This is a genomic window from Streptomyces pactum (assembly GCF_002005225.1).
Classification (GTDB): Bacteria; Actinomycetota; Actinomycetes; order Streptomycetales; family Streptomycetaceae; genus Streptomyces; species Streptomyces pactum_A.
This window is the reverse complement of the sequence record NZ_CP019724.1, coordinates 7,629,365-7,646,124: the sequence shown is the minus strand read 5'-3', so window position 1 is coordinate 7,646,124 and position 16,760 is coordinate 7,629,365. Positions and strand designations below refer to the sequence as shown.

Here is a 16,760-nt window from a genome sequence, read left to right as displayed (position 1 = left end):
GTAGGAACGCTACGACTTGACACTCGGTGCGCGTACGCCGTTCATGCGTCGAAGTCGCTCCGGGAAGACAGTGGCATATGCCGCAAGCACCACCGTATCGTGTGTTGCCAAATCCCTTACGGCGCGTCGCGGGCTGTGCAAGAGTCGTAACGGTCCTTCCGCCAGCCTTCATTCCGCCTCGGTCGTACCGTCTGCACATCGGAGTGCGTCATGTCGTCCCATCTCTCCGCGGACCACCCGGCCGCCCAGCCGCCGGGACGCGGCTCGGTCGAGGCCTTGATATCGCAGGCCCGGCGGCTGCGGGGCGACGTGGACGCGGTACGGCGGGACAGCCAGGACGACGGAACGGACCCCCGCGGACGCTGGCAGCGCGCCCTGTACGACCTGGCCCTGCACCAACTCAGCGACATCGACGAGCACTTGGCGCAGCTCCGGGACGGCCCCGCACCGGTGCCACGGCCCGGTTCGCTGCTCAGCCGGGTCGGCAGCGCGGAGTGGAACCTGCTGACGGACGAAGCGCATTGGTCCGGGGAGCTCTTCCGGATCCTCGGCCGCGACCCCGCCTCCGCCCCGCTCAGTCTCGACGAACTCCCGTCCGTGGTACTCGCCGAGGACCGGCCGAAACTGACCGCGATGGTCACGGACTGCCTCGTCGACGCCCGGCCCATCGACGGCGAGTTCCGCGTCGTGCGCCCCGACGACACCGTGCGCACCGTGCACATGATGGGCGAGCCCGTGCTCGACGCCGACGGCAGCACCGCCTCGATGTGGGCGGTGCTGCGGGACGTCAGCGAACTCCGCCGCAGTGAGCGGGTGGTGAGCGAGACCCGTGACTCGCTCCGGCGCCAGCCGCTGCCGGCGGACACCGGGCAACGGGCCGCGGTCGAACCGCGGGAAGCCGTGCCGCCGCCCTGGCACGGCCTCCTGCGGTTCCCGCACCAGGGACGGCCCGGCCTCGATCTGGCCGCCGGGTACCTGCCGTCGACGGTTCACGCACCCGGGTGCGGCGCCTGGTACGACGCCTGTCCACTCGCCGACGACGAGACCCTGCTCAGTGTCGGCGACCTCGCCGGCCCGGGCGCCGACGCGACACAGGGCCCGGCGACGTTGATCGGTGCCCTGCGCGGCCTGGCGTCGGCGGGCACCCGGCCCGCGCGACTCCAGGACCGACTCGACCGGTTACTCGAGGCCACCGCCCTGCCGCCCGTGCGCTCCGCCCTGTACTGCGGCTACCGGCCCCGCACCCGCGCCCTGGTCTGGGCAGCCACCGGGCACCCCGTCCCGGTGCTCTTCCGCGAGGGGACGGGGCACGGACTGTCCGGGCAGGCCGAGGCGCCCCTGGCAGCCGGTGACCTGCTGCTCCTGCACACCGGCGAACTCGCGCCGGCCGACGTGCGCCGGCTCCTCTCCCTGGCTCCCCGTCTGGCCGGGGTGCGTTCGGCACAGGACGGCGTGCGGATCGTGACAGAGGAGTTCGGCGAGTCCCCGCGACAGGCGGACGCCTGCGTACTGGTGGCCCGGGTGACGCCGTAGGCGACGCGCCCCGCACTACACCGGCGCGATGCCGCCGCCCAGCCCCTTGGGTGACTTGCCGGGCGGCTTCTCCTTGGGCAGCGCCAGTTTGATCTCCTCCCGCAACTCCTGGATCTTCGGGTAGCCGGCGTACTCGGCGGTGAGCCGGTACATCTGACGCAGCCGGTCCCAGGTCCGCCGGGAGGAGTTGGACCCCATCGACACCAGGGCGAGGCGCGCGTAGCGATCCGCCTGCTCGGGGTCGTCGGCGATGAAGCAGGCGGAGGCCATGGACAGATAGTCGAAGATCTTCGACCGCTGCCGGCCGTCGACCCTGAGGGCGAGGGCCTTCTCCGCGTAGTGCTGCGCGTGCGCGGCGGCCCCCGGCTCGAAGTCGGCGAGTGTCCGGTAGGCCAGGGCCTGCATGCCGTACAGGTCCTCCTCCTTGAACGTCTGCATCCAGTCCGGCGGCGGCACGTCCGCCTTGTCGGAGACGAAGAGGTCCTCGGCCCGCCCCAGGGTGCGGCGCATCGCCTGGCCCTTGCCCATCGAGGCCTGTGCCCATGCCTCGATGGTGTAGAGCATCGCCCGGGTCCGCGGCAGTACCTCCTCTCCCGAACCGGACTTGGCGAGCTTCATCAGGTCGAGCGCGTCGTCGGGCCGGCCCAGGTGGACCATCTGGCGGGCCGCCCGGGAGAGCGCCTCGCCGGCCCGGGGCCGGTCGCCGCCCTCGCGCGCGGCGTGGGCGGCGATGACGAAGTACTTCTGGGCCGTGGGTTCCAGGCCGACGTCGTGCGACATCCAGCCCGCGAGGACGGCGAGGTTGGCCGCGACGCCCCACAGGCGCCGCTGGAGATGGGGTGGGTGGTGGTAGGCGAGCATGCCGCCCACCTCGTTGAGCTGGCCCACCACGGCCTTGCGCTGGAGCCCGCCGCCACGGGCGGCGTCCCAGGCGCGGAACACCTCGACCGAGCGCTCGAGTTCCTCCACCTCCTGCGACCCGACGGGGGCGGCCTCGTAGCGGTCGAACCCGGCGGGGTCGGCGTGCAGGGGTTGGCGTAGGTCGCAAGCGTCGGCAGCCAGGGCCGGGTCGGTGTGCAGCCAGTCGTGCATGGCGCTGCTGAGTGCGGATCCCGCGGCGAGCGCGGCGCCCGCGCCCACCAAGCCGCGTCGGTTGAGCATGAGGTCCATTCCCGTGAATTCGGTGAGGACCGCCGCGGTCCGCTCGGGCGCCCACGGCACACCGTCGGGATGCTCCTCGCTCCCGCCGCGTGGCCGTTTCCCCGCACGCCCGTGCCGGACCAGACCGAGGTCCTCGATGGTCACGACACGGCCGAGACGCTCGGTGAACAGAACCGCCAGCACCCGCGGCACCGGATCGCGCGGGATCTCTCCCATGTCGATCCATCTCCGCACCCGCGAGGTGTCGGTCGCGAGCTGGGGGTGGCCCATGGCCGCCGCCTGCCGGTTGACCAGCCTCGCGAGCTCGCCCTTGGACCAGCCGGCCAGGCCGAACAGGTCCGACAGACGGGTGTTGGCTTCTCCGCTCACGTCAAGCCCCCAGGTTCTCGGCTGAGTTGACAGTAGCCCCGTGCGGGTTGCCGGGCGACTATTCGCCACCGTTCGCCAGGGTGCGCCAGATGGTGTGCCAGGGGCGCCCGGGTGTCAGGTAGGAATGCGCCACCCCGACCCGGTCGCCGCGGGGTTACTCCCCAGGGTGGCTCTCGGCGGCCGGGCGGGTAGCGCGACGGCTTTCAGAAGGCGTGGCCTTCCGGATCGGACCTTCCGGAACGACTGTTCCGGATCGGACCTCCGGGTTCGGATCTTCCGGACCGGACGGACGGGGCACCGCTCTTCAGGCAGGCACAGCAGGCACACGAAGGGATCTGTCCCGCCCATGTACGCAGCATCGTCCTCCGTGTCCGCCCCGCAGCGTTCACTGCACCCCCGCCCGGCGGCGGGCGGCGGCCCCTATCTCGCCCCCGCGCGTCCGGCGGCCCCGGTACTCGGGGCGGGCAGGGCGCGGCGCGGCGCGGGCCCCGGCACCCAGCCGCTCAGCGGAAGAATCGACCTGTCCGGCCCTCAGGGCACGCAGTTGCGCACGGCGATCGCGTCCGTACACCGGATCTGTCCGGAGTTCTCCCCGGTCCAGGTGCTGCGCCGCAACGGACGGTCCGTGCTCCTGGTCGGTACGACCGGGCGCAGCACGGCGGTCGCCAAGTGCTTACTGGACCACTCCCCCGCATGGGCGGAGCGGATCCGGCACGAGATAGGGGCATACCGCTCGTTCGTCCGGCACCGCCCCCCGGTGCGGGTGCCGAGGCTGATCGCAGCGGATCCGGACAACTGCACGCTGGTGATCGAACGGATGCCGGGGCGAGTGGCGGCGCTGCAGCGACACCCCCTGGAAGCCCCGCCGCGGGCGGACATCAGGGCGGCGCTCGGCGCGGTCTGCCGGCTCAACGCCTGGCGGCCCCCGGCCGGCACCTTCGACGCCCCGTTGGACTACGCGGCGCGGATCTCCCGCTACCACGAGCTGGGGCTGCTCACCGACCGAGACCTGGGCGACCTGCAGAAGCTGCTGCACGGCATCGCCCACGCGGGCGGACGCCAGGGCATGGGCCAGTTCTGCCACGGTGACGCGCTGCTGTCCAACATCCTCATGTCACCGGCGGGTCCAGTGCTGGTGGACTGGGAGCACGCGGGCTGGTACCTGCCCGGCTACGACCTGGCGACCCTGTGGGCGGTCCTCGGGGACGCCCCGGTCGCCCGCCGTCAGATCAGCCAGATCGCCCAGGGGGCGGGAACGGCCGCGCGCGACGCGTTCCTGGTGAACCTGATGCTTGTGCTGACCCGGGAGATCCGCACCTACGAGACGGCCGTGCAGCGTTCGATGCACGAGCCGGTCCCGGCACCACCGGCGCCCGCCCACCCCGGCGCCACGCCGACCGGCGAGGAGCAGCGGCTGCTGCTGCGCCGGCTGCACGACGACTGCCAGATGGCCCGCCGGGCCGTGCGCGCGGCGGTCGGCACGCGCTGACGGGAGAGCCGGTACGACGAGTCGGACGATCCGCGGTGGGTCCCTCAGGGGCCCACCGCGGATTTTGCGTTCCCGGGTACGTGCAGTGGCCATTGGTGTACGCCACTGACGCCGCGCAGGCCCGTGAGTCGCCGCCACGAAACTCGCCCGACCCCCGCTGACATGGGAAATCGCCGTTACGGCGGCATGATTGACGGATCGTCGGACCGCCGGGTACCACTGACCCACGCTCGGCCCCGCTCGACCCGTCACCCCCCACCGTCACAGGAGGCCGCTTTGCGAGGAACCCCCGTCGTGCCCGCCCTGGCCACCGCGGCACTGCTGCTGCCGCTGCTCGGCGCGGCGCCGTCCGCCGCCGGCCCCTCCGACGCACCGCCCGCACCGGACCGCCTGCAGCGGGCGTTCGCCGCCGCGGCGGCCGAGTACCACGTGCCGCGGAGCGTCCTGCTCGGCGTCTCCTACCTCCAGTCCCGCTGGGACGCGCACGCCGGCGCGCCGAGCGTGACCGGCGGCTACGGCCCGCTGCACCTCACCGACGCGCGCACGGCACTGGCCGGGGCCTCGCACGGCGAGGGTGCCGAGGACCCGCGCGGCGACGACGCCCGCGCCCCGCTGCACCCGGCGGCGCGGGTCCCGGCCCCCACCGACCTGCCGGCCCGGCTGACCACGCTGGCGAAGGCGGCCGAGCTGACCGGGCTGAGCCCCGACGCGCTGCGCGAGGACCCGGTGGCGAACGTGTCCGGCGGTGCCGCACTGCTCGCCGCCGCCCAGCGGGAACTGGGCGAGCCGCTCAGCGCGGACCCGGCCGACTGGTACGGGGCGGTGGCCCGCTTCTCGGGCGCGGAGGACTCCGCGACGGCGGCGGCGTACGCGAACGACGTGTACGAGGTGATCCGCGCGGGCGAGCGCCGGATCACGGACGCGGGGCAGCGCGTCACCCTGGCCGCCCGTCCCGACGTGGCTCCGGACGTCTCGCAACTGCGGGACGCGGGCCTGCGCGCCGCCTCGGCCGACGGCACCGAGTGCCCGAAGACGGTGTCCTGCGAGTGGATCCCTGCGCCGTACGAGGAGTTCGGCGACGGCGACTACGGCAACCACGACCTGGGGGACCGGCCCGCGTCCCAGCGCATCCGGTACATCGTCGTGCACGACACGGAGGGCGCCTGGAACGGGGTCCTCAACATGGTCCAGGATCCGACCTACGTGTCCTGGAACTACACCCTGCGCTCCACCGACGGCCACATCGCCCAGCACGTGAAGGCGAAGGACGTGGCCTGGCACGCGGGCAACTGGTACGTCAACGCGAAGTCGATCGGCCTCGAGCACGAGGGTTTCCTGGCGGACCCGGACGCCTGGTACACCGAGGCGATGTACCGCTCGTCGGCGCGGCTGGTGAAGTATCTGGCCGAGAAGTACGACGTCCCGCTGGACCGGCAGCACATCCTCGGCCACGGCAACGTCCCCGGCACCACCACCGCGACGATCCCTGGCATGCACACGGACCCGGGTCCGTACTGGGACTGGGGACACTACTTCCGGCTGCTGGGCCGCCCCTTCCAGCCCACCGCCGGCAAGAAGTCCGGCATGGTGACGATCCGCCCCGACTACGCCACCAACCGGCCCGAGTACACCGGATGCGCGACGCGGGGCGAGCCCTGCGCGGCGCACGGCTCCAGCGAGGTGCGCCTGTACTCCGACCACGACGTGAACGCGCCGCTGATCAGGGACATCGGCCTGGGCACCACTCCGACGACCGGGGTGAACGACCTGTCCTCCCGGGTCTCCACGGGCCAGCAGTACGCGGTGGCCGACCGCTGGGGCGACTGGACGGCCATCTGGTACCTGGGGCAGAAGGCCTGGTTCCACGACCCGGGGAAGAACCCGGCCGCGGTACCCGCCGCGGGCCGGGTGATCACCCCGAAGAAGGGCCTGGAGAGCGTCCCGGTGTACGGGCGTGCCTACCCGGAGAAGGCCGCCTATCCGGCGGGGGTGCCGGCCCAGGCCGTGTCGCCGCTGCCGTACCGGCTGCCGCGGGGGCAGAAGTACGTGGTCGGTGAGAAGGTGCCCGGCGAGTACTACTACGCGGTCACCTTCGACGAAGCCTCCCACCGGGTGGTGACCGGCGAGGACCTGTACTACGAGATCCAGTACGGCCACCGGGTCGCCTACGTGCGCGCCGCCGACGTCACGCTCGCGACCGTGAGGTAGCCGCCGGGTCAGCCCTGCTGGAAAAGCTCCGCCGGGAGCGGCTTCAGCAGGGCGTACAGGTCGTCGGTGATGGGGCGGTCCCAGGCGGCGATGGTCACCAGGACGCCGTCGCTGCGGTCGAACTGCACGCAGGAGATCCGGCTCTCGGAGAGCTTGAGGCGGCGCACGATGAGCAGGTTGTCACCCTGCATCACCGGTACGTCCTCGGCGCCGACGACGGTGATCTCCTCGTCGTTCTCCAGCGCGAGCAGCAACTGGGCGACCTCGAACGGGATCTCCCCCTCGGGGACCTCCCGGGCCGGGGAGCCCGTCGGCAGGTTACCGATGATCATCGCGGGGCCGCGGCCGCCGAACAGGTCGTAGCGCAGGAAGACGCCCTGGCAGCTACCGTCGGGCGCGGGCAGCAGGCCGGCGCCCAGGTTCCCGGGCCAGTCGCCGGGGTCCATGGCCAGTACGTCGAAGTCGGGCCCGGCGGGCGTGGCGCTGCGGCGGCGGAGGAACGACATGCCGCCATGGTACGTGGCCGGAGCCCGCGAACGGCGTGCGGGCGGGGACCGGCCGGGCTAGGCGGTCCGCTTCTGCCGCTCGTGGTGGCGGGCCACCCGTGCCCGGTTGCCGCAGGACGGCTTGCACCACTCCTGGCGGGGGTGCTCCTTGAGGAAGTAGCGCACACAGCGCGGTGCGTGGCAGGCCCGCAGCCGCGGCCGGTCGGGGCCGGTGAGGAAGCCGATCACGGCCCGCGCGAGAGCCGCCGCGAGGTCGGGCCGGCCACCGTGCGCGGGCTTCGTGCGCACGACCGGTCCGGCGTCGTCGGCCCAGTCCAGGACGGGGACGGTGGGGGTGCGGGCGGCTGCCTCGTTCAGGCGTCGCAGGGCGTCGAGGACGGGCAGCAGCCGGGTGGCGTCGGCGGGGCTCGGCTCGCCGGGGCGCACGGCGCGGGCGAAGAGGGCGCGGGCGGCGGCGCGCACCTCGCGGACGGCGGCCAGGGCGGGCTCGTCGGCGGTGAAGGCGCTCGCGTCCGGCACGGTGTCGGGGTGCGCCCGCACCCAGACGATGAGTCCCGTGGGATCGGTCAGGTCGTCGGCGACCGCGCCGTTCCCGTCGTGCCGGACGGTCAGCGCGAGGTCGAGGGCGATCCGGGTGTCCCTGCCGGGCGAGTCCTGCATGGGGCCGATGATAGGCACGCCGGGTTCGCCGGACAGCGGTGCGATCCGCCCCGGGCACCGTCCGCGCGGGGCCGGCGACGTCTTCGTCGCCGGGCCGGTGGCCGGCACCCCCACCACCGCGCCGAACCGACGACGCACCGCGGACACCGGACACCCACGACCCGACGACGCCCCTCCCCGGGCCAGAGCCCCCGGCACCCCGCCCCCGACCGGACCGGGGACGCACACGGGGACAGAACGCGCGGGACCGTGGCGGGCCCGTCGCCCGGTCGCGTGCCGGCCGATGCCGTCCGGTTCCCGGGGCCGGGCCGTGCCGCGGATCCGGCGGGCCGGCACCCGCGGCGGCCGATGCCGGCGGGCCCGCACCGCCCGCAGGCCGGGTCCGTCGCCCTGTCGGACGGAGCCGCACCGACGGCGTCGGCCGCACAGGCCCGCGCTCACTCCTCCGGCGGAGCCGGCGGTACCACCGCGACCGGGGCCGCCGCGTGCTGCAGGACGGCGTGGGTGACCGAGCCCATCATGCGGGCCGGGGCCAGCAGGCGTCGGCGGTGGCGGCCGACGACGACCAGGTCGGCGTCGCGGGAGGCGGCGACGAGGTGCCCGGCGGCGTCGCCGGGCAGCACGAGCGGTTCGGCCCGGACGTCGGGGTGGCGTCCCCGGTGGGGGGCCAGGAAGCCGTCGGCCAGCACCCGGGTCTCGCTCTCGACGGCGACCTCGTCGATCACCAGGGGCATCATCTGGCCCGCGGCGGCCCAGGTCTGCACCGGCCACGGGTAGGCGGCGACCACTTGCAGGCGGGCACCGCGCTGCGCGGCCTCGGTGAAGGCGAAGGTCGCACTGGCCTCGTCGGGGCTGTCCACGTGCAGGCCGAGGACCACCCGGGGCCCGGTTTCGGTGGGCGCCTCGCCGTGGACCTCGCGTCCGGGGCGGGGGACCACGACGACGGGGCACTCGGCGTCGCGGGCGGCGGCCAGGCCGTTGGAGCCGAGCAGCAGGCTGGCGAACCCTCCGCGCCCCCTCGATCCGAGCACCAGCAACTGGGCGTCGGCCCCCAGTTCCGGCAGGACGGCGCCCGGTACGCCCTCCATACCGACGTACTCCGTCGCCACCGCGAAGGCCCGCCCCCGCAGGTGCGCGCGGGCCTGGTCGAGCACCGGGTCCTCCCCGGTGTCCGGCGGGCCCGCGACCAGGACGTCGGTCTGCGCCCAGGCGGCGTACTGGCGCACGTGCACCACCCGCAGACGTGTCTCGCGCCGGTGGGCGGCCTCGAGGGCCCAGTCCAGGGCTCGCAGGCTGTCGTCCGAACCGTCGACCGCCGCGACGACCGGCAGGGTGGTGCTCATGGGGTCCTCACCTCCGGGGTACGACCGTTCCCCCTCTTGGCGTCAGCCTCCCCCAGGCCTCGGCCGTGAAGGGTCGCTCACGGTCGCGTGTCCGAAAAATCGGGTGGAACACCCCCGGATCGGCCGGACGCGGCCGGTCCGGCCCACTTCCCCGGCGGACGTCTCACGTGAGGTCGAACTCCCCTTCCCGCGCTCCGGACACGAACGCGCCCCATTCCGCGGGGGTGAAGATCAGGGAGGGGCTCTCCGGGCTGCCGCTGTTCCGCATGGCGATGAACCCCTCGACGAAGGCGATCTGGACATCCCCCAGGCCTCGGCTGCTGGACTGCCACTGCGCGTTGCTGAGATCCAGCTCGGGCTTGTCCCAGCCCATGAGCGGGCGCTGGTGGGTGGTGCTCTCGGCCACGTCCGTGCTCCTCCCGATGTCGTCGTCCGCGGGTCAGCCTAGCGATCGGGTCCGAGCGCCGACAGGCCACGTGAAGGGTGCTTTGGGAAGATCGGCGCCGCGGTGCCCACGCGGCACGCGCGGCGGTGGCCTCAGCCCTGTGCGAGGAACTCGACCACACGCCGTACGAACCACTGCGGATCGTCCAGCCACGGATAGTGGCCCGCGCCCGGCTGGACGGCGACCTCGGCGTGCGGGAAGACGTCGGCGCAGCGGCGGGCGAGTTCCGGACGGGGGCCGCCGTCGAGCTCACCGGCGAGGACCAGGACCCGGGCGGCGCAGCGGGCGAGGGCGGCGCGGGTGGCGGGCGGGTCGAAGGCGTCCGGGGACAGGTAGACGTCGCCGGCCTCGTCGTTGCTCTCCCGGTCGGCACGCGCGTCGTGGGCGCGGGCCGCGTCGTCCCAGCGGCCGAAGAAGAAGGGGGCGAACACGGGATCGAAGTCGCCGGACCCGGTCAGCCATGCCCTGAACGCGTCGAACGCCTCCTCGAACCAGGGCTCGTCCTTGCGCAGCCGGGCCGCGGCCAGCCGGTCCTCGGCCGTCGCGGGCATGCCGAGGGCCCTGGGGGTGGCGGTGACCAGGGCGAGGCGCGCCACGCGCTCCGGGTACCGGGCGGCGTACAGCATGGCGAGGCTGCCGCCCGCGGAGTGCGCGAGTACGTCCATGCGGTCGAGGCCCAGGTGTGCGCGGAGCGCCTCCACGTCGTCCACGAGCCGGTCGCAGCGGTACGTCGCCGGATCCGCGGGCACGGCGGAGGCGCCGGTGCCGCGCAGGTCGAGGAGGACCAGTTCGCGGTGGGCCGCCAGGCCACCGAGGTCGCCGAGGTACGCGGAGGCCCGCATGGGGCCGCCGGGCAGGACGACCAGCGGTGCGCCGGTTCCCCGGACGTGGTAGGCGAGTTCGGTCCCGTCGTACGCGGTGAGGGTCGGCATGACGCCGATCATCGAGGTCCGCCGCCCCGCCCGCAACAAAGTCGCCGGGTCAGGAACCGGCGAACCGGTCCCGCAGCTCGCGCTTGAGGATCTTCCCGCTGGCGTTGCGCGGCAGCGCGTCCACGAAGCGCACCTCCTTGGGTGCCTTGAACGCGGTGAGCCGCTCGCGGGCGTGGGCGATCAGTTCGTCCTCCGTGACCTCGCCGCGCGGGACGACGACCGCCGTGACGGCCTCGATCCACCGTTCGTCGGGCAGTCCGATCACGGCGGCCTCGGCGACGGCCTCGTGGGTGTAGAGGGCGTCCTCGACCTGGCGGGAGGCGACCAGTACGCCGCCGGAGTTGATGACGTCCTTCACCCGGTCGACGATCGTGAAGTAGCCGTCCGCGTCCCGCACGGCGAGGTCGCCGGAGTGGAACCAGCCGTCGCGGAAGGCCGCTTCGGTCTCCTCGGGCTTGTCCCAGTAGCCCTCGCACAACTGCGGGGAGCGGTAGACGACCTCGCCGGGGGTGCCGTCGGGCACGTCCTGGCCGTCCTCGTCGACGACCCGTGCGTCGACGAACAGGACGGGCCGGCCGCAGGAGTCCATCCGGCCCTCGTGCTCGTCCGGGCCGAGGACGGTGGCGAGGGGACCGATCTCGCTCTGGCCGAAGCAGTTGTAGAAGGCCAGGTGCGGGAGGCGTTCGCGCAGTCGCTCCAGGACGGGCACGGGCATGATCGAGGCTCCGTAGTAGGCCTTGCGCAGGCCGCCGAGGTCGCGGGTGGCGAAGTCGGCGCGGCCCGCGAGGCCGATCCACACGGTGGGCGGCGCGAACAGGCTGTCCACGCGGCCGGCCTCGATCAGGTCGAGGAGCCGGTCGCCGTCGGGTGCGTCGAGGACGGTGTTCGTCGCGCCGACCGCGAGGTAGGGGAGCAGGAAGACGTGCATCTGCGCCGAGTGGTAGAGGGGCAGTGCGTGCACGGGGCGGTCGCCCGCGCCGAGGTCCAGGGCGGTGATGGCGCTCAGGTACTCGTGCACCAGCGCCCGGTGGGTCATCATCGCGCCCTTGGGCAGTGCGGTGGTACCCGAGGTGTAGAGCAGTTGCACCAGGTCCTCGCCGCCCGGCTCGGGGCCGTCGTACGCGGGTGCGGTGGCAAGCCGGGCGAGCAGCGAGCCGTCGTCGTCGCGCAGCGGCAGCGTGCGTACGTCACCAGGGAGCCGGCCGGCGAGGTCCGGGTCGGCCAGGACCAGGGTGCTGCCGGACTGGCCGATGATGTAGGCGAGGTCGTCGCCGGTCAGGTTCTGGTTGACCGGGACGTGCACCAGGCCCGCGCGGGCGCAGGCCAGGAAGGCGATCAGGTAGGCGTCGGAGTTGTGCCCGTAGGCGCCGACCCGGTCTCCGGGGGACAGTCCCTGCGCCAGCAGGACGCTCGCCGCGCGGGAGACGGCGATGTCGAGTTCCTCGTAGGTCCAGGTGCGGTCGCGGTATTCCACGGCGACGCGCGCCGGGGTGCGTCGGGCACTGCGGCGCAGCACCCCGTCGACCGTGCTGCCGTGTCCGGGCGTCAGCGTCATGCCATGATCCTCGGCCGGTCGGCGGGGCGGGTCAAGACATGTGCGCGCGGCGCCGGAAGTGTCTCGTGCCGGGTCATTGGCGCGTACGCATACCGCTTGGCGCGCTCGGCCGCCCCTCCCCCGAAGGGGTCGGGAGGCACGACGCGCACACGCCCGGGACGGCTGCGGTCACCGGGCGGCGGGCGGCGGGCGGCGGGCATCCCGCTGGACGCACCGCTCGGTGAACAGGTGGGTGACGTCCCGCTTCTGCGAGCACGAGGTCCGGACGTCGCCCGGCCCCCGGGTGGGCCGGGCGCGCGAACGCTGAGCCGCGCCGCGCCCCGCGGCCTCCCGCCCGGCCGCACGCTTGCCGGTCGGGTCGTGGTGGCTCGCCAACTCCGCACGCCCCATTGACACGATCCGTCACTGACAGGAAAGTTTCACTCCGCACGGCGATCCGGGAAAGATACTTTCAGCTTCGGTGGCGGGAGACTCTTCGATGGCCGGACAGGCGACGAACGGATTCACACGGCGTCAACTCGGTACCGGCGCCCTGGCCCTGGGCGGCGCGCTGGCCATCACCCCGTTCGCGGCCGGGCCGGCCGAGGCCGTCGCGGACCGGGGCCGCCGCCCCACTCTGCGGCGCGGCTCCGCCGAGCGCGCCGGGCTGCTCGCCGGTCATCTGCGCCAGCTCGTCACCGACGCCGAGGCCTTCCTCGGCCCCTCCCCCGAGCACCCGTGGTACGCGGGCGCCGTGCTGCTCGCCGGCCGGGGCGGCACGGTGGCGCTGCACGAGCCGATCGGCATGGCGGTGCGCTACCAGGCCTACGACGAGGCGACCGACACCGGCGTCGAGTTCCCCGCCGGGCGGCAGATCCCCATGGCCGAGGACACGGTGTTCGACCTCGCGTCGATCTCCAAGCTGTTCACCTCGATCCTCGCCGTGCAGCAGCTCGAACGGGGAGCGCTGGAACTGGAGGCGCCGGTCGCCTCGTACCTGCCGGACTTCGGGCGCGCCGGCAAGCGGGAGGTGACGGTGCGGCAGTTGCTGACGCACACCTCCGGCTTCCGGGCGTGGATACCGCTGTACCGCGCGCCCACGTACGAGGAGAAGGTGCGACTCGTCTACGACGAGGAGCCGGTGAGCACGCCCGGCACGGCGTACCTGTACTCGGACCTGAACATGATCTCGCTCCAACTGGTGCTGGAGAAGGTCACGGGACGCACGCTGGACGTCCTGCTGCGCGAGGAGGTCACCGCCCCGCTCGGCCTCGACCGCACCCGCTACAACCCGCCCGCCTCCTGGAGACCGCGGATCGCGGCCACGGAGGACGCCCGCCTGCCCTGGTCCGGCCTCGACCGCGGCCTGGTGTGGGGCGAGGTGCACGACGAGAACGCCTTCAGCCTCGGCGGCGTCGCCGGCCACGCGGGGGTGTTCTCCTGCGCGTGGGACCTGGCGGTACTCGGCCGCACGCTGCTCAACGGCGGCTCCTACGGCCGGGCGCGCATCCTGCGGTCGGAGTCGGTCGAGCTGATGTTCACCGACTTCAACACCGATTTCCCGGGGGACGAGCACGGCTTGGGCTTCGAGCTGTACCAGCACTGGTACATGGGCGCCATGGCCACGCCGCGCACCGCCGGACACACCGGCTTCACGGGTACCTCGCTGGTGCTCGACCCGACGACCGACTCGTTCCTGGTGGTGCTGGGCAACTCGGTGCACCCCGTGCGCGGTTGGCGCTCCGGGTCGGCCCCCAGAGTCGCGGCCGGCACCAGCATGGCGCGGGCCGTGCCGGTCCGTCCCGCGCACGGGCGCACGGCGTGGTTCTCCGGGACCGCCGGGTCCTCGACGGCCACCCTCACCCTGCCCGCGCTGGACACGTCCGGCGGCGGGGGACGGCTGCGCTGCTCGCTGTGGTGGGACACCGAACCGGGCTCCGACGCCCTGGTCCTGGAGGCGACGGCCGACGGCGGCACCACCTGGGCGCCCGTCCCGTTCACCACCACGCGCCGGGGCGAGGGGCCGCGGGAGCACCCGGAGGGCTCGGCCACCGGTTGGTCGGGCCGCGTCTGGCACCGCCTGACCGCCGGCCTCCCGGCCGCTCGCGCGCTCACGCTGCGCTGGCGGTACACGACCGACCGGCTGTACGTGGGCCGGGGGGCGTACGTCGACGGGCTGCGCGCCGAGGCGGCCGGCGACATCCTGTTCCACGACGCGCGCCCCGCGGACGCGGCACGGATCGAGGCGGTGGGGTGGACGGCGTCGGCCGACTAGGTGTGCTGTCCGGACAGCACACCTGATTTTCTCGTGCGCCCGCGTGGTCCGTCAGCCGTTGAAGACGGCCTTCTGCACCTCGTTCGGTCCGTCGAAGCTGTTCTCCTTCAGACCGTCGAGACGGCTCACGACCTTGTCGTCGGCCTTGTTCTTGCGGGCGCAGTCGACGAGCGACTTCTTGTCGGCCGGGTAGTCCATGCCGCTGAGGGCCTTCTGCAGGTCGATGGGGCTGAGGTCCGCCATGACAGGCTCCTTGTCGTACTGGTCTTCGGTGCGGAATGTCCGCTATGTCGCGGTACCCCGGCCCGCCCGGCGCATGCGCCCGTCAGTTCGCCGTCCGCTCCAGCACCGCCATCGCGGCGTTGTGCCCGGGCACCCCGCTGACCCCTCCTCCGCGCACCGCGCCCGCCCCGCACAGCAGTACGTTCGCCTGCCCGGTCTCCACACCCCAGCGTCCGGTGCCGTCCTGGGCGTGCGGCCAGGACAGCTCGCGGTGGAAGATGTTGCCGCCGGGCAGGCGCAGGTCGCGTTCCAGGTCGAGCGGAGACCTGGCCTCGATACAGGGCCGTCCGTCGGCGTCGGTCGCCAGGCAGTCCGCGAGGGGCTCGGCCAGGTGGGCGTCGAGCTGGGCGAGGGTCGACCTCAGCAGTTCCTCGCGCACGGCGTCGTTGTCCCGGGCGAAGAGGCGGGCGGGCGTGTGCAGGCCGAACAGGGTGAGGGTGTGCAGGCCCCTGGCGGCCGGGTCCGGGCCGAGGATCGTGGGGTCGGTCAGCGAGTGGCAGTAGATCTCGGAGGGCGGGGCGGGGGGCAGTTCACCGGCGGCGGCCCGGGCGTGCGCGGTGGCGAGCTGCTCGTAGCCCTCCGCGATGTGGAAGGTCCCGGCGAAGGCCTCACGCGGGTCGGCCTCGGGGTCGCGCAGGGCCGGCAGCCGCGTCAGCAGCATGTTGACCTTGAGCTGGGCTCCCTCGGCGGGCGGCGGCGGCGCCTGTCCCGTGAGCGCCGCCAGTTCCCTCGGGGAGGCGTTCACCAGGACGTGCCGTGCGGCTGCGACGCCTTCACCGCCGGCCGAGCGGTAGGCGACCTCGGCCGCTCGCCCGTCCGTGTCGATCCGCACCGCCTCGTGGCCGGTGGCCAGCACGGCACCCGCCGCGCGCGCCGCGTCGGCCAGGGCGTCGGTGAGGGCGCCCATGCCGCCGACCGGCACGTCCCAGGCGCCGGTGCCGCCGCCGATCACGTGGTACAGGAAGCAGCGGTTCTGGCTCAGGGAGGGGTCGTGGGCGTCGGCGAAGGTGCCGATCAGCGCGTCGGTGAGGACCACTCCCCGTACCAGGTCGTCGGCGAAGTACTCCTCGATCGCGACACCGACCGGCTCCTCGAACAGGGCCCGCCAGGCCGTCTCGTCGTCGATCCTGCGGCGCAGGGCGTCCCGGGTGGGCAGCGGCTCGGTGAGGGTCGGGAAGACGCGCCGGGCGACGCGGCCGGTCATCGCGTAGAACCGCTGCCAGGCCGCGTACTCCCGCTCCGAGCCCGTGAGCCGGGCGAACGACTCCCGCGTCCGCCGCTCGCCCCCGCCGACGAGGAGCCCGGTGGGCCGCCCGTCCCGCTCGACGGGCGTGTACGAGGAGACGGTGCGCCCGCGCACCCGGAAGTCCAGGCCCAGGTCCCGCACGATCTTCTGCGGCAGCAGGCTGACCAGGTACGAGTACCGGGACAGCCGCGCGTCGATCCCGGCGAAGGGCCGGGTGGACACGGCCGCGCCCCCGGTGTGGTCCAGCCGTTCCAGCACCAGCACGGAGCGGCCGGCACGGGCCAGGTAGGCGGCGGCGACCAGGCCGTTGTGTCCACCGCCGACGATGACGGCGTCGTAGGTGCGGGATACGGGGGGCTCGGCGGGCGGCGTCATGGCTCTTGGTAACACGGGGCGGCGGCGGGCGGCCAGAGGCGGGATGGGCGGGCGGCCGACGGATAACCGGTCCCCCTGCCGTCCTCTCCGGACCGCGTTGGAGTGAGGGAGCGGTGGGCCGGAAGGCGGTAGGGAGCGGTGGGCCGGAAGGCGGTCCGGAACCTGCCGGAGGCGTGAGATCGCGTTCGCGGGCGCGGGAGCGCACACGCCCGCGCTCGCGAGATCCGGCGACCGGCCGGCCCGTGCTCCCTCGTCGTGGTCCTCCGCCACGAGCGGGACGGCGCCGACGAACGGGGCGCGCCGACGAGCGCGAGCAGGTCCTCGGCGCGGATACCGGCCCCTGCCGCGCCCGCCCGCCGGCGGCGGCGAGCGCCGGGAAGGTACGTCCGCCCCGTGGTCCAC

The 16,760-nt window shown here is 73.8% G+C and carries 14 protein-coding genes; 4 read left to right on the top strand and 10 right to left on the bottom strand.

Annotation, left to right across the window (positions count from 1 at the left end):
- The first annotated feature begins 210 nt into the window (after window positions 1-210).
- Window positions 211-1,533: a PP2C family protein-serine/threonine phosphatase gene (locus tag B1H29_RS33430; protein WP_055420391.1), complete on the top strand. Its 1,323-nt coding sequence runs from the start codon at window positions 211-213 to the stop codon at window positions 1,531-1,533.
- A gap of 15 nt (window positions 1,534-1,548) precedes the next feature.
- Here B1H29_RS33430 and B1H29_RS33425 read toward each other — a convergent pair whose 3' ends face one another.
- Window positions 1,549-3,063 carry a DNA-binding protein NsdB gene (locus tag B1H29_RS33425; protein WP_055420392.1) on the bottom strand — a complete coding sequence of 505 codons (1,515 nt, stop codon included), beginning with the start codon at window positions 3,061-3,063 and terminating at the stop codon, window positions 1,549-1,551.
- Between the two features lie 346 nt (window positions 3,064-3,409).
- Between B1H29_RS33425 and B1H29_RS33420 the strand changes: the two genes are divergently transcribed.
- Window positions 3,410-4,552, top strand: coding sequence for an aminoglycoside phosphotransferase family protein (locus B1H29_RS33420; protein ID WP_055420393.1), 1,143 nt, complete (start codon window positions 3,410-3,412; stop codon window positions 4,550-4,552).
- Between the two features lie 294 nt (window positions 4,553-4,846).
- On the top strand, window positions 4,847-6,760 hold the full coding sequence (locus B1H29_RS33415; RefSeq protein ID WP_079160603.1) for an N-acetylmuramoyl-L-alanine amidase: 1,914 nt from the start codon (window positions 4,847-4,849) through the stop codon (window positions 6,758-6,760).
- A gap of 8 nt (window positions 6,761-6,768) precedes the next feature.
- Here B1H29_RS33415 and B1H29_RS33410 read toward each other — a convergent pair whose 3' ends face one another.
- The 7 genes from B1H29_RS33410 to B1H29_RS33380 form a co-directional block, all read right to left on the bottom strand.
- The gene (locus tag B1H29_RS33410) at window positions 6,769-7,266 is read right to left on the bottom strand and encodes a hypothetical protein (RefSeq protein ID WP_055420395.1); all 498 of its coding nucleotides are present in this window, start codon (window positions 7,264-7,266) and stop codon (window positions 6,769-6,771) included.
- Window positions 7,267-7,323: 57 nt separating this feature from the next.
- Window positions 7,324-7,926: a CGNR zinc finger domain-containing protein gene (locus B1H29_RS33405; RefSeq protein ID WP_199832408.1), complete on the bottom strand. Its 603-nt coding sequence runs from the start codon at window positions 7,924-7,926 to the stop codon at window positions 7,324-7,326.
- Window positions 7,927-8,363: 437 nt separating this feature from the next.
- Window positions 8,364-9,269 carry a universal stress protein gene (locus B1H29_RS33400; RefSeq protein ID WP_055420396.1) on the bottom strand — a complete coding sequence of 302 codons (906 nt, stop codon included), beginning with the start codon at window positions 9,267-9,269 and terminating at the stop codon, window positions 8,364-8,366.
- Between the two features lie 163 nt (window positions 9,270-9,432).
- Entirely contained in the window at window positions 9,433-9,675 is a 243-nt protein-coding gene (locus B1H29_RS33395) for a DUF397 domain-containing protein (RefSeq protein WP_043377340.1), read from the bottom strand.
- A 131-nt stretch (window positions 9,676-9,806) separates the two neighbouring features.
- The gene (locus tag B1H29_RS33390) at window positions 9,807-10,646 is read right to left on the bottom strand and encodes an alpha/beta fold hydrolase (protein WP_055420899.1); all 840 of its coding nucleotides are present in this window, start codon (window positions 10,644-10,646) and stop codon (window positions 9,807-9,809) included.
- Window positions 10,647-10,695: 49 nt separating this feature from the next.
- Window positions 10,696-12,201, bottom strand: coding sequence for an acyl-CoA synthetase (locus tag B1H29_RS33385; RefSeq protein WP_107095344.1), 1,506 nt, complete (start codon window positions 12,199-12,201; stop codon window positions 10,696-10,698).
- A 168-nt stretch (window positions 12,202-12,369) separates the two neighbouring features.
- A complete protein-coding gene (locus B1H29_RS33380) occupies window positions 12,370-12,591 on the bottom strand; it encodes a hypothetical protein (protein ID WP_055420397.1) in 222 nt (73 codons plus the stop codon).
- A gap of 88 nt (window positions 12,592-12,679) precedes the next feature.
- On the opposite strand from B1H29_RS33380, the gene B1H29_RS33375 reads away from it, so the two are divergent.
- Window positions 12,680-14,455 (top strand): serine hydrolase domain-containing protein, encoded by a 1,776-nt coding sequence (locus B1H29_RS33375; RefSeq protein WP_055420398.1) that lies wholly within the window; start codon window positions 12,680-12,682, stop codon window positions 14,453-14,455.
- Between the two features lie 51 nt (window positions 14,456-14,506).
- On the opposite strand, the gene B1H29_RS33370 is transcribed toward B1H29_RS33375, so the two are convergent.
- Window positions 14,507-14,698: a DUF2795 domain-containing protein gene (locus B1H29_RS33370; RefSeq protein ID WP_055420399.1), complete on the bottom strand. Its 192-nt coding sequence runs from the start codon at window positions 14,696-14,698 to the stop codon at window positions 14,507-14,509.
- Window positions 14,699-14,780: 82 nt separating this feature from the next.
- Window positions 14,781-16,358, bottom strand: coding sequence for a phytoene desaturase family protein (locus tag B1H29_RS33365; RefSeq protein ID WP_055420400.1), 1,578 nt, complete (start codon window positions 16,356-16,358; stop codon window positions 14,781-14,783).
- Window positions 16,359-16,760: the final 402 nt, after the last annotated feature.

Bases quoted from the DNA above. Each gene is read 5' to 3' on its own strand.
- B1H29_RS33430 (WP_055420391.1), top strand. From the start codon at position 211: ATGTCGTCCCATCTCTCCGCGGACCACCCGGCCGCCCAGCCGCCGGGA.
- B1H29_RS33420 (WP_055420393.1), top strand. From the start codon at position 3,410: ATGTACGCAGCATCGTCCTCCGTGTCCGCCCCGCAGCGTTCACTGCAC.
- B1H29_RS33410 (WP_055420395.1), bottom strand. From the start codon at position 7,266: ATGTCGTTCCTCCGCCGCCGCAGCGCCACGCCCGCCGGGCCCGACTTC.
- B1H29_RS33405 (WP_199832408.1), bottom strand. From the start codon at position 7,926: ATGCAGGACTCGCCCGGCAGGGACACCCGGATCGCCCTCGACCTCGCG.
- B1H29_RS33400 (WP_055420396.1), bottom strand. From the start codon at position 9,269: ATGAGCACCACCCTGCCGGTCGTCGCGGCGGTCGACGGTTCGGACGAC.
- B1H29_RS33390 (WP_055420899.1), bottom strand. From the start codon at position 10,646: ATGCCGACCCTCACCGCGTACGACGGGACCGAACTCGCCTACCACGTC.
- B1H29_RS33385 (WP_107095344.1), bottom strand. From the start codon at position 12,201: ATGACGCTGACGCCCGGACACGGCAGCACGGTCGACGGGGTGCTGCGC.
- B1H29_RS33380 (WP_055420397.1), bottom strand. From the start codon at position 12,591: ATGGGGCGTGCGGAGTTGGCGAGCCACCACGACCCGACCGGCAAGCGT.
- B1H29_RS33375 (WP_055420398.1), top strand. From the start codon at position 12,680: ATGGCCGGACAGGCGACGAACGGATTCACACGGCGTCAACTCGGTACC.
- B1H29_RS33370 (WP_055420399.1), bottom strand. From the start codon at position 14,698: ATGGCGGACCTCAGCCCCATCGACCTGCAGAAGGCCCTCAGCGGCATG.
- B1H29_RS33365 (WP_055420400.1), bottom strand. From the start codon at position 16,358: ATGACGCCGCCCGCCGAGCCCCCCGTATCCCGCACCTACGACGCCGTC.